This window comes from Nocardia asteroides, assembly GCF_900637185.1.
GTDB classification, from domain to species: Bacteria; Actinomycetota; Actinomycetes; order Mycobacteriales; family Mycobacteriaceae; genus Nocardia; species Nocardia asteroides.
Map to the genome: position 1 here is coordinate 6,220,870 of NZ_LR134352.1, position 12,564 is coordinate 6,233,433.

At 70.4% G+C, this 12,564-nt stretch carries 10 protein-coding genes; 6 read left to right on the forward strand and 4 right to left on the reverse strand.

All coding sequences use genetic code 11. From position 1 onward, the window contains the following. The first annotated feature begins 162 nt into the window (after nt 1-162). Entirely contained in the window at nt 163-321 is a 159-nt protein-coding gene (locus tag EL493_RS32600; RefSeq protein WP_155982492.1) for a hypothetical protein, read from the forward strand. 50 nt (nt 322-371) lie between these two features. Here EL493_RS32600 and EL493_RS28735 read toward each other — a convergent pair whose 3' ends face one another. From EL493_RS28735 to EL493_RS28750, 4 genes are read right to left on the reverse strand one after another with little or no spacing between them, the layout of a single operon-like run. Then, entirely contained in the window at nt 372-2,363 is a 1,992-nt protein-coding gene (locus tag EL493_RS28735; RefSeq protein ID WP_022567069.1) for a dipeptide ABC transporter ATP-binding protein, read from the reverse strand. Beyond that, nucleotides 2,360-3,205 (reverse strand): ABC transporter permease, encoded by an 846-nt coding sequence (locus EL493_RS28740; protein WP_019048632.1) that lies wholly within the window; start codon nt 3,203-3,205, stop codon nt 2,360-2,362. Before EL493_RS28740 ends, EL493_RS28735 begins: the two co-directional genes overlap by 4 nt. Beyond that, nucleotides 3,202-4,161, reverse strand: a complete 960-nt coding sequence (locus tag EL493_RS28745) for an ABC transporter permease (RefSeq protein ID WP_019048633.1) — start codon at nt 4,159-4,161, stop codon at nt 3,202-3,204. The genes EL493_RS28740 and EL493_RS28745 overlap by 4 nt, the downstream gene beginning before the upstream one ends. Next, nucleotides 4,158-5,735 (reverse strand): ABC transporter substrate-binding protein, encoded by a 1,578-nt coding sequence (locus EL493_RS28750; RefSeq protein WP_019048634.1) that lies wholly within the window; start codon nt 5,733-5,735, stop codon nt 4,158-4,160. Before EL493_RS28750 ends, EL493_RS28745 begins: the two co-directional genes overlap by 4 nt. 271 nt (nt 5,736-6,006) lie before the next feature. Between EL493_RS28750 and EL493_RS28755 the strand changes: the two genes are divergently transcribed. From EL493_RS28755 to EL493_RS28775, 5 genes are all read left to right on the forward strand, one after another. Next, nucleotides 6,007-8,361: an arylsulfatase gene (locus EL493_RS28755; RefSeq protein WP_030200804.1), complete on the forward strand. Its 2,355-nt coding sequence runs from the start codon at nt 6,007-6,009 to the stop codon at nt 8,359-8,361. A gap of 94 nt (nt 8,362-8,455) precedes the next feature. Next, on the forward strand, nt 8,456-10,117 hold the full coding sequence (locus EL493_RS28760; protein WP_019048637.1) for a bifunctional S-methyl-5-thioribose-1-phosphate isomerase/methylthioribulose 1-phosphate dehydratase: 1,662 nt from the start codon (nt 8,456-8,458) through the stop codon (nt 10,115-10,117). 3 nt (nt 10,118-10,120) lie between these two features. Further along, complete coding sequence (locus EL493_RS28765; protein ID WP_019048638.1) at nt 10,121-10,696, forward strand: 1,2-dihydroxy-3-keto-5-methylthiopentene dioxygenase; 576 nt, start codon at nt 10,121-10,123, stop codon at nt 10,694-10,696. Beyond that, nucleotides 10,693-11,385, forward strand: a complete 693-nt coding sequence (mtnC, locus tag EL493_RS28770) for an acireductone synthase (protein ID WP_019048639.1) — start codon at nt 10,693-10,695, stop codon at nt 11,383-11,385. Before EL493_RS28765 ends, mtnC begins: the two co-directional genes overlap by 4 nt. Before the next feature lie 26 nt (nt 11,386-11,411). Beyond that, complete coding sequence (locus tag EL493_RS28775; protein WP_019048640.1) at nt 11,412-12,542, forward strand: hypothetical protein; 1,131 nt, start codon at nt 11,412-11,414, stop codon at nt 12,540-12,542. The last annotated feature ends 22 nt before the right edge of the window (nt 12,543-12,564 follow it).

The following is a 12,564-nucleotide window of genomic DNA, read 5'->3' on the forward strand; positions in this document are numbered from 1 at the left end:
GCGTCGGAAAATAATGTTCCAGAATTCAACGCAGATAATCGACACGCCGGGAATTGCCCGGTCGGACAGCAATTTTGCGCGCACCCCTACCGCAGGACATTTCCGCTGGTTATCGTAGGCGCGTTAGGCGAAACACTATCCCTCGGAAAGGACCGTGTGGAGATGGCTGACAAGTCGAAGAAAACGCCTAAGAAAATGCCCAAGCAGATGCCGCGGCAGCAGCAGCAACAGCGGCAGGAGCAGATGGGCGAAGACTCGCGGGGAATGACGCGAGCAGGTCAGGACGATCGGCGTGAACCGCGCCGCCCCGGCCAGCACTGATCCACAGATGTCGACGAGCCGCCGGTACCCCTTCCGGCGGCTCGTCCACGTCAGGCCCCGATCGGCTGTAGCGCGGTCGCCGCGGATTCGCCGTGCGGACGGCGAGCCGTCACGGGATCGGGAGCAGGCACCGCGTCGAGCAGGCGGCGGGTGTACTCCTGGGCCGGTGCGGCGAACACGGCACCGACCTCGCCGGTTTCGACGATCCGGCCCTGCCGCAGCACCACAACCCGGTCGGCGACCTGATGCACAACCGCCAGGTCGTGGCTGATGAATAGGCTCGCGAAGCCGTATTCGGCGCGCAGGTCGGCGAACAGGTCGAGGACCTGGGCCTGCACCGACACGTCGAGCGCGCTGGTCGGCTCGTCGGCCACGAGCAGCCGTGGCGCCAGGGCCAGCGCGCGGGCCAGGGCCACCCGCTGACGTTGCCCACCGGACAGCTCGCCCGGCCTGCGTTGCGCGTAATCCCTTGGCAGCCGGACCGATTCGAGTAGATCAGCGACCTTGGCGCGGAGCAGGGCGCCGGAGGCTGCTCGATGCACCTGGAGCGGCTCGCCGATCGCGTCGGCGACGCTGCGGCGTGGGTCCAGCGAGGCGCTCACATCCTGGTGCACCAGGGCGACATGTTTGCGCAGTCCGCGCAGTTCGCCGCGGGACAGGCCCGCCAGCCGAACCCCTTGCAGCTCCACGGTTCCCGAGGTCGCGGGCACGAGGCCGAGCGCGGTCCGGCCCAGCGTGCTCTTGCCCGAGCCGGATTCACCGACGAGTCCGAGGACCTCGCGCGGGCCCAGGGTGAGCGAAACGTCCTGCAAGGCGGCGAAGTCGGGGGCACCGTGGCGGCCGGGATACACGACCGACAGATCGTCGATCCGCAGCACGTCACGATAGTCGGGTTCGCCGGTGCCGCCGCCCTTCTCGGCGACAACCGCCCGTCCCCGCACGACGACGCGCCGCAGAATCCGCCGAACAGCCGGCTCCTCGGCAGTCGCTTCACCGGCGGCCGCCACTACCTCGACCGCACCGGCGGACTCCGACGCCGCCGCGCCGCCCGCAGACCCCGCCGCAACTGGATCCGTGGCCGAAGCTGACGCGGCGGGTGCACCGGACGGGGCTGACCGCACGGGATCGCCGTCCGTCGACACGGCATCACCCTCCGAGGGCTCCGCACTTTCCAGGTCGGACGAATTGGCACCCGCCGATTCGCTCGACCGCACCTCGCGCGGATCGCCTTCCGCGATCCCGCGCACCGAGACCGCGGGCAACCTCGGCACCGCGGCCAGCAGGGTCCGCGTGTACTCCTCCCCCGGCTCGGCGAACAACTCGAACACCGGCTGCTGCTCGACCACCCGGCCGGCCCGCATCACCACGACCCGGTCGGCGATCTCGGCGACCACGCCGAGGTTGTGGGTGATGAACAGGATGGCGGTGCCCCGCTCGTGTTGCAGGGTGCGCAGGAGGTCGAGGATCTCGGCCTGGACGGTGACGTCGAGGGCGGTGGTCGGCTCGTCGGCGATGAGCAGCGCGGGATCACCGGACAGGGCGAGCGCGATGACGACGCGCTGCTTCTGCCCGCCCGAGAGCTGGTGCGGATACCAGTCCAGGCGCTTGGCGGGCTCGGGGATGTCGACGGCGGTGAGCAGCTCGATCGCACGGGCTCTGGCCGCGGCCCGGTCGGTGACACCGTGCGCGCGCAGCGCCTGCGCCAGCTGGGTGCCGATCTTCTGCACCGGGTTGAGCGCGGTCTGCGGTTCCTGGAACACCATGGCCGCCGCGGTGCCGCGCAGGGTGCGCAGCGCCGCCTCGTCCGCGTCGACGACCTCGGCGCCGGTGAGCCGGATGGAACCGCTCGCCTGGGCGGTGCCGGGGAGCAGGCCGAGGACCGAGCGCGCCGTGAGCGACTTGCCCGACCCGGATTCGCCGACGAGTGCGACAACCTCGCCGCGGTGCACCCGCAGGCTCACCTGGTCGACGACGGTCCGATCACCGAAACGGACACTCAGCCCGTCGATGTCGAGCACGGGGGCATCCGACGATGTGCTCATGCCACTCTCCTGGCCCGGCCCAGCGCCTGGGCGATCAACAGGAAGCCGAGGGTCAGCCCGGCCACGACGGTCAGCGGTCCCACCGCCATCCACGGATTGGCGTCGAGGTTGGCGATCGATTCGCCGATGAGCGAGCCGAGTGAGGGCTCCGGCGGCCGCACCCCGATGCCGATGAAACTCATGGCGCCCTCGATGAACACCGCCATCGACAGCGACAGCGCGAACTGCACGCCCAGCGGTTCGAGCACATTGGGCAGCACGTGTTTGCGCAGGGTCCACCAGGTGTCGGCTCCGATCACCTCGGACGCCTCGACGAAGGGCTGCTCGCGCACGGCGAGGACGGCGGTGCGGATCTGGCGGCCGAAGATCGGGATCTCGGTGGCGACGATGACGATCACCACCGCGTGCCAGCCGGGGCCGGTCACCGCGGCCAGCGCGATGGCGAGGATCAGCGCGGGGAAGGCCAGGATCAGGTCGAAGATCCGCTGAGCCGCCACGTCGGCCCACGGGTTGATCGTGGCGGCCAGGCCGGCCAGTGAGCCGATCACCGCGCCGATCGGCACCGCGAGCAGCACGATCAGCAGGTCGACACGGATACCGGCGAGGACCCTGGCCGCGACGTCGCGATTGAGATGGTCGGTGCCCAGCCAGTGGTCGGCGCTCGGGCCGAGCAGGTTGGCGGCGGGGATCTGGGTCAGCGGATCGTGCGCGACGAGCACCCCGGCGAAGATCCCCGCCAGGGCGATCACGGCGATGAGCACGACGCCCGCCAGACCCTGGCCCCGGCCGAGCGCGGCCAGCGGTGTCGATCGGCGCGGCGGCGCCGCGAGCACGGTGGTCATGACTTGCCTCCGATCCGGACCCGCGGATCCAGCCAGGCGTGCGCGATGTCGGTCAGCAGCTGGATCACCACGAACACCGCCACCGACAGCAGCAACAGCACCTGCACCAGCGGGTAGTCGCGACGGCTGATGCCCTGTTCGATGAGCTGGCCGATGCCGGGCCAGACGAAGGCCGCCTCCACCAGCACCGCGCCGCCGAGCAGCTGCCCGGTCTGGATGCCGAGCACCGTGAGCATGGTCGGCAGCGCGTTGCGCAGCGCGCCCCTGGTGACGATCTCGCGGTGCGACACCCCGAGCGAACGGGCGGTCAGCACATAGGGTTTGGCGAGTTCGGTGCGCAGCGCCTCGGTGAGGAACCTGGTCAGCGCGGCGGCCACCGGCAGGGCGAGGCAGATCGCGGGCAGCAGCAGATACTGCACGGCGATGTCGGGCCGGGCGATGAACCCGTCCGGCGGGACGCCGCCCGCGGGCAGGACCGGAATCGCGACCGCGAACACCAGCACCAGCAGCGGCCCGACGACGAACGTCGGCAGCGCCACCGCGACCGTATTGGCCGCGGCGACAACGCTGTTCAGCCACCGGCTCGGCCACAGCACCGAGGCCAGCGACACCGCCAGGCTCAGCAGCACGGCCAGTACCAGCGCGCTCACCGTGAGGACCAGGGTGTTGGTCAGGCCGCGGCCGACCAGATCGGTGATCTGCCCGCCGATGATGTAGGACCGGCCCAGATCGAGGGTGAACAGGTCACCGAGCCAGCTCACGTACTGCACCGGGATCGACCGGTCCAGGCCCAGCTGGTGGCGGATGGCCGCGATCGACTGCGGGGTCGCGTCGTTGCCCGCCAGGATCGTGGCCGGATCACCGGGGACCAGCCGCAGCAGCAGGAAGATCAGCACCGAGGCGCCGAACAGCACGAGCAGCGCCGACGGCAGGCGGTGCAGCAGATAGCGGGTCATGACAGGAAGGTGTCGGTCAGCAGGGTCTCCCTGCGCTTGGTCCACCCGAAGCCGTGCACCTTGTTCGAGCCGGCGAACTGCTGGAACCGCACCCCGATCTCGATCAGGAACAGGCCTTCGAGCAGCTGGTCGCTCACCGCGTGGAAAGCGCGGACCGCGTCGGGGCCGGTGCCCTGCGGCAGCTGCCAGGCGGCGTCGGCGGCCGCGGTGTAGGCGGGCGACTCGTAGCGGGAGGCGTTGCGGCGGGCGTTGAACGGGTAGGCGCTCACGGTGAGCGTGGACGGCACGAACTGGGCCCACGAGTGGTCGGTGACCCACAGGCCGCGGAACTGCTGGCCGGTGAGCTGCTTTACGAAGGTGGCGCCGTCGACCGGGTCGAGGGTGACCTCGATGCCGATCTCGGCGAGGTTGGCCTGCACGATCTGGGCCAGCTCCTCGTAGCCGGGAGCGAAGGTCAGCGGCAGTTTCGGCGGTTTGCCCGCCTGGCCGAGCAGGTCCTTGGCCTTGCCGATGTCGCGGCTGTAGCGGGTGTTGCGGGACTGGTCGAACGCGGGCGAGTTCTTCGGCCACGGCACATTGAGCGGGTAGCCGGAGCCGCGGAAGACCTCGGCGATGATGCGCTCGCGGTCCAGGGCGTAGGCGATGGCCTGGCGCACCCGTACGTCGGCCAGGGCGGGCTCGGTGACATTGACACCGACATAGGCCTGCAGTTCGGCGCCGTCCAGATCGTGGACGCGGTAGCCGCCGGACTTGGCCAGGTTCTCGGTGTCGCGGTAGTTCAGTTCCCTGGCCAGCGCGATCTGGCCGGACTTGAGGGCGTTCAGCAGCGCCTGCGGGTCGGGGATGATCGACACCTCGACCCGGTCCAGATACGGCCGGTCCGGCACCCGATAGGCGGGGTTCTTCTCGAACACGAGCTGCGAGTTGGGGATTCGCTGGACGAACTTGAACGGACCGGTGCCGATGTATTTCTCGCCGCCGCCGAGCTCGCCCGAGGTCTCGCTGTCCAGGATCGGGACGGTGTCGAGCAGGTCGAAGACATTGGACAGCGGGTGGGCGAACTGCAGCACGATCCGGGTGGGCGAGACGATGTCGAAGCCGGTCACCGCGGCGGCCGAACTACGCAGCTGGGCGGACCATTTGGCGTCGGCGTAGGTGCGGATCGAGAACTCCACGTCCTTGGCGGTGAACGGGCGGCCCGTATGGAAGGTGACGTCGTCGCGCAGGTCCAGGCTCAGCGAGCGGCCGTCGGCGGCAAGCTGCCACGACTTCGCCAGCAGCGGTTGCGGTTCCAGCTTGTCGTTCGGGTAGCGGATCAGCGATTCGTAGACCAGGCCGATCAGCACCGGGGTGGCGCCGGTATTGGTGAGCAGGTTCGCCGGGACGAGGTCGTCGCGGATACCCACCTTCAAGGTGCCGCCGCGCACCGGAGTGGCGTCGTCGCCGCCGGCCTTCTGCTCGGAGACGGCCGAGGTGCAGGCCGCGAGCGCGGCGCCACCGAAGATGGCCGCCGCGGCGATGCCGCCCGCGCGCAGGAAGTTACGGCGGTCGAAGCCGCCGGGGGTAACGCTCATCGTGGGATTCCTCGAAGACACGTCGGCCCGCGGGAGCGGGCCGGGCGGCGCGCGGGGAGACGGCGCGCCGTGGGTAAGGGACTCATCGGCGTTCGGCCGCGTCCGTCAGCAGACGGACGTCAGCCACGCGGAACGCGACACGAACAGCAGCAAGAAGGCTGATTCGTGGGCACGGCAGTGACGCTAACAAGTTGCGGCACCGGGGTCACCGATTCCACGCACAGTGCATATAACCCTGGTGACCAGCGGATATGTCACCTTTACTGCGAGCATGCCTGTTCCACCCCACGCTCGCGGTTACGAATCCTTCGGCGGCACGGCCGGCCGCACCTCCGCCGATTCCACACCCGAGTGGACCTCGCCGCCCGCCGCCCCCGCCGGTGCGCCGAACATCGTCGTGGTCCTGGTCGACGATATGGGGTACAGCGACATCGGGCCGTTCGGATCCGAGATCGAGACACCGACGCTGGACCGCCTCGCGGCCACCGGGGTCCGGCTGTCGAACTATCACACGACGCCGCTGTGCTCGCCGTCGCGCGCGGCCCTGCTCACCGGGATCAATTCGCACCGTGCGGGTTTCGGCTTCGTCGCCAATGCCGATCCCGGCTATCCGGGACTGCGGCTGGAACTGGCCGACGACGTGCTGACGCTGCCGGAGATCCTGCGCGGCAACGGCTACGCCACCTACGCGGTGGGCAAATGGCATCTCGTGCGTGATGCCACGATGAACCCCTCGGCACACCGGGATTCCTGGCCGACGCAGCGCGGGTTCGACCGCTACTACGGGTCACTGGAAGGACTGAACTCCTTCTACTACCCGAACCAGCTCGTCTCCGACAGTTCGGTGGTCGACGTCGAGGAGTACCCCGAGGGCTATTACCTCACCGACGATCTCACCGACAAGGCGCTGAGCTACATCAAGGACCTGCGCGCCCACGACGCCACCAAGCCGTTCTTCCTGTATTTCGCGCACGTGGCCATGCACGGTCCGCTCCAGGCCAAGGCCGAGGACCAGGCGAAGTATCGCGGGCGCTACGCCGAGGGCTGGGACGAACTGCGCCGCAAGCGGTTCGCCGAGCAGCTGGCGCAGGGCCTGTTCCCGCCCGGCACCGAACAGAAGCCGCGCAATACCGAGCCCGGTTACGAAGCCGCGGAATGGGATTCGCTGTCGGCCGAGGAGCAGCGGCGTTACGCCAAGTACATGGAGGTGTACGCGGGCATGGTCGACAGCATCGACCAGAGCCTGGGCCGCATCGTCGACCTGCTGACCGAGCTCGGCGAGCTGGACAACACCATCATCGTGTTCACCTCCGACAACGGCGGCACCGCCGAGGGCGGCCCGGAGGGCACGCGCTCCTACTTCGCCGAGTTCGCCCACATCGACGATCCGGACTGGATCGGCGACATCCCGCACGACGAGGACCTGATCGGCACGGCGAAGCTGGGCGTGCACTATCCGCGCGGCTGGGGACAGGCCTCCAACACCCCGTTCCGGTTCTACAAGGGCCAGACCTTCGCCGGTGGCGTGCGGGTGCCGCTGGTGGTGTCGTGGCCGAAGGGGCTGCCGCGCACCGGTACCGACTCGGGGATCCGGCACGAATACGCCTATGTCACCGACTTGGCGCCGACCCTGCTCGAGCTGGCCGGTCTCACCCGGCCGAGCGTACGGAACGGGTTGCCCGCCAAAGAGTTCGACGGGGTGTCGGCCGCCGAGCTGCTGCGTGATCCGGCCGCGCCGACCCGGCACACCGAACAGTACTCGGAGATGACCGGGCACCGCGGGTTCTACCGCGACGGATGGAAGCTGCTGTCACTGTACGAGGCCGGGGCCGACCTGGACGCGCCGCACTGGCAGCTGTTCGACGTGCGCGCCGATCCGACCGAACTGCACGACCTGTCCGAGCGGTTCCCGGACAAGGCGGCCGAACTGGCCGCGGCCTGGGACGAATCCGCCTGGGCCAATACCGTTTTCCCCTTGCTCAGCCGGGCCGACCTGTTCCGGCGCCGACCCGAGGAGGCACGGTTCGCCGCCCCGGTCCGGGTGCTGCCCGGTACCCCGACATTGGAGCGCTATCGCTCCCAGCGCCTCATCGCCTACCGCGACTTCACCATCACCGTGGAGCTGACCGGCGCGTCCTCCTCACGGCATGGCGCTCGTCCCACCGGAGACGCGGGTTACCGGCCGGGCGAGGAGGGCGTGCTCGTCGCACACGGTGACCCGCTCGGCGGCTATCTGCTGTACATCGAGAACGGGGCGGTGACGCTCGGCGTGAACAGCTACGGCCGCTACGCCGCGGTCACGGCGCCGGTGCCCACCGGGACGCGCGAGATCACCGTGCGGGCGGCGATCCGGCCGCGGCTGCGCTGGGACTTCGTGGTCGAGGTCGACGGCAGCGCGGTCGCCGAGCTGACCGATCAGGTGCAGCTGGTCGGGATGGCGCCGTGGACCGGCATCTCGGTGGGCGTCGACGCGCGCGGTCCGGTGTCGTGGGAGCTGCGGGAACGGCGTGGGCCGTTCCGCTACACCGGGTCGCTGCGTGCGGTCACGTACACGCCGGGGCCGATCCAGGTTCCGCAGGCCACCATCGACGCGGTGGAACACGAGGCCGAGTACGTGGCCGAGTGACCGGCCACCGCGCCCGCCGAGGCCGGTACCGGCCTGCCCACCCAGTCGGATACCGTTGACCAGGCACGATGACCGACAGGCAGTAAGGACACCGATGGACGACAGCTCGCTCACCTGGGACGACGGAGCGCTGCTCACCATCGACCAGCGCGGGCTGCCGCACGAGGTGCGGGAACTGCGGCTGGGCACGGTCGATCAGATCATCGACGCGATCACCACCCTCGCCATCCGTGGCGCGCCGGCGATCGGCATCGCGGGCGCGTTCGGTGTGGTGATCGCCACCCGGGCGCACACCACCGACGGCGTGGTGGACGAGGCGGCCGTGCAGGCCGAGGCCGACCGGATCGCGGCGGCCCGGCCCACCGCGGTCAACCTGGCCTGGGCGGTGGAGCGGGTCCGTACCCGCATCGCCGACGGCGCGGACGCGGTGCTGGCCGAGACCCTGGACCTGCTCGCCGAGGACGGCCGGGTCAATCTGGCCGCCGCCACCCATGCCGCCGACCTGGTGCAGCGGCTCTGCGGCGAGCGGTCGCTGCGGCTGCTCACGCACTGCAACACCGGTCGGCTGGCCACCAGCGCGGTCGGCACCGCGATCGGCGCGCTGCGGGTGCTGCACGAGCGCGGCGTGGTCACCGACGTGATCGTCGACGAGACCCGGCCGCTGCTGCAGGGCGCCCGGCTGACCGCGTGGGAGATGGCCGAGGCGGGGATCCCGCACCGGCTCACCATCGACTCCGCCGCCGCGTGGGCGATGGCCACCGGCCAGGTCGACGCGGTGCTGGTCGGCGCGGACCGGATCACCGCCAACGGCGACGTCGCCAACAAGATCGGCACCTTCACCCTGGCCCTGGCCGCGCGCTACCACGGCATCCCGTTCATCGTCGTCGCCCCGGAGTCCACCCGCGACACCGCGATGGCGACCGGCGCGCAGATCGTGGTGGAGCAGCGCGCCGCCGGCGAGGTGACCGGGTTCGGCGGGGTGTCGACCGCGCCGGCCGGTACCGCCGTGTTCAATCCGGCCTTCGACGTGACGCCCGCCGATCTGGTGACGGCGGTGGTCACCGAAAACGGTGTGGTCTACCGGAATTCGGATCGGTTCGGCGAGCACGATCGGGCGAGCACCGCGACGCAGGGCGCGGCCGTCGCCGAGACCGCGCGTCAGCTGTACGCGCGCGGCTGGATGCCGGGCACCGCGGGCAATATCTCGGTGCGGATCGGCGACGACGCGCTGATCACCGCCAGCGGCCTGTCCAAAGGCGAACTGAGCGACAGCGATACGGTGCTGGTCGCGATCGCCGACACGACCCCGCGCCCGGGCCAGACGCGGAAACCGTCCGCGGAGACCAGCATTCACACCGCCGTCTACCGGACCAGGACCGCGGGTGCCGTCGTGCATGTGCACTCCCCGTTCGCGACGGCGCTCGCCACCACGGCCGCGCGGCCCGGCGACACGGTGACACCGCTGCGGATCAGCGGCTACGAACTGCTCAAGGGTTTCGGCCTCACCGACCCGGCCACGGTCGAGATCCCGGTGTTCCCCAACTGGCCCGACGTTCCGCGCATCGGCGCCGACATCGAGCGCTACCTGCGCGAGAACCCTTCCGCCCCACCGATTCTGTTCATCACCGGGCACGGCATCACCACCTGGGGTGACACTCTTGCCCAGGCGCGTGATCGCGCCGAATGCCTGGAAGCCCTGTGCGAGTTGATCGCACGCACCGGGCGCACCGACGCCACGCCACTCGAGATCGGATAGAACATGACCCTGCTGCAAGTGATGGCCGCCGACAACGCCGCCGACGTGCGGGTGCGCACCACCGACACCGCCGAGATCGGCGCCGTCCTGGCCGAGCACGGCATCGCCTTCTCCCGCTGGCCGGTGCTCGACGACGCCGTGAGCACCGACTCCGAGACCCTGCTCGCGCACTACGCCCCGCGGATCGGGGAGCTCAACTCCACCGGCCGCTACGAGCACATCGATGTCGCGCGCATCCACCCCGACGACGACAACCCGGAATGGCCCGCCACGGCGGCGGGCGCGCGCGCCAAATTCCTCGACGAGCACCGCCACGCCGAGGACGAGGTGCGCTTCTTCGCCGCCGGTCGCGGCTGCTTCTACCTGCACCTGGGCGATGCCGTGCTGGCCACCGTGTGCGAGGCGGGCGACCTGCTGTCCGTGCCCGCGGGCACGCTGCACTGGTTCGACATGGGCACCCGCCCCGACTTCATCGCCATCCGCTTCTTCGAGGAGGCCGACGGCTGGATCGGCGACTTCACCGGCGACAAGATCAGCGCGGGCTTCCCCACGCTGGACGAACTGCTCACCGCGTCGTGACCCGCGCCGTCGTCCTCGACATCGAGGGCACCACCAGCCCCACCGACTCGGTCCGCAACGACCTGTACGGCTACACCGAACAGCGGCTGCCCGGCTGGCTGGCCGAGAACGCCACGGGCGCGGCCGAATCGGTGCTGACCGCGACCCGCGAACTGGCGGGTGAACCCGACGCGGACACCGATCGGGTCGCCGAGATCCTCACCGGCTGGCTGCATTCCGATGTGAAGGCCGAACCGCTCAAGGCGGCCCAGGGCGCGATCTGCGCCCAGGGTTTCCGCTCCGGCGCCCTGCACGGCCGCTTCTTCGCCGACGTCGTGCCCGCCCTGTCCGCGTGGCACGCCGCCGGACTCCCGCTGTACGTGTACTCCTCGGGTTCCGAACGCAACCAACGAGATTGGTTCGCCTTCGCCGAACCCGGCGACCTGTCGGCCCTGATCACCGACCACTTCGACCTGGTCAGCGCGGGCCCCAAACGCGAGCCCGCCTCCTACGAACACATCGCCGCCCGCATCGCCGTCCCAGCCGCGAACATCCTGTTCCTCTCCGACCACCCGGACGAACTCGACGCCGCCGTCACCGCGGGCTGGCAGGTCATCGGCGTGCACCGCGAGGGCGAACCGAATCCGCCGCGCGCGCCACACCGCTGGGTGGGATCGTTCGCCGAGATCGAGGTCGGGGCGAGCGCCTAGGCGCCGGACTGGTTAGTCTTCCCGGCATGAACACTCCGGGGGACGGCCGCGTCTGCGCCGCGGGGTCGGCGGATGCCGATGATCCCACCGCTCCGACCGCCGAAACGCGCGTGGCGGCCGGGGCGTTCGCGATGCCCGCGCCGGCGCGGCCGGTGCTGGTGCGGCCGGATACGGAGTACACCAATACGGCCGGGGCGGCGCAGCAGTTGGCGCGGTACAACGCGTGGCGGGCGGCGGTGCGGCCCGCCGTGTGGACGGTGGTGGTGTGGATGCCGCTGATCACTGTGTGTCTCACCATGTTCGGGCTGCCGGTGGTGCCGGTGGTGTGCGGGGTCGTCGCGGGGACGCTGTACATCCCGTATGCGCTGTACCGGCACTTCCGGCGGCATTTCGAGGTCGCGCTCGGTGACGCGGTGCCGGCGACCACGTGGCGGGTGCGGTTCGGTGCCGACGGGATCGCGCTCACCGATCACGACAGCTACAGCCGGTTCGGCCGGGAGCGGATCCGGTCGCTGTCCGTGGACGAGCGGGTGGCGGTGCTGCACGTCGACGGGATGCGCCTGGCCCTGCCCACGCCGTTGTTCCCCGCGCCGCTCGTCGAGCGCTGGCATCGGGATTCGGCGAGCATGGACGCCCTGCCGCCGCTCCCGGCGGTGCCGAACCCGGACACCGTCGTCACCGCCGACCATGACACCGCCCGGCTGCTGGCCGTGGCCCATCTGAGTGAACCGTGGCGCCGGGCGAAGGCCAGGATCAATGTCGCGCTGCTGGCGCTGCTCATCGTGGGCGCGGCCGTGGTGGCCGGCAATAATCTCGGCCCGCTCGGTGCGGCGGTGCCGGTGCTCGCCGGTGCGCTGTACGCGCTGTTCGTGGGGTACTCGGCGCGCCATCCGAGGGAGTCCGTGCTGCGCATGTTCCGGCATGCCGCCGCGCCCGGAGCCACCCTGTCCGCCCGGTTCGGCTCGGACGCGGTGCTCCTGTCCACCACGAGCTATCTCGTCCGCCTGCCCTATACCGCCCTCGGCACCATCGACATCCGTGGGCCGGTCGCCGCGGTCGGCTACAACGGCGTGCCGATCATGTTGCCGAGCGGGCTGTTCCCGCCGCACATCCTGGACGGCCTGCGCGAGCGGGGTGTGCGCGTCACCGTTCGCTGACGAGCGGGAAGCGCTGCCGCCC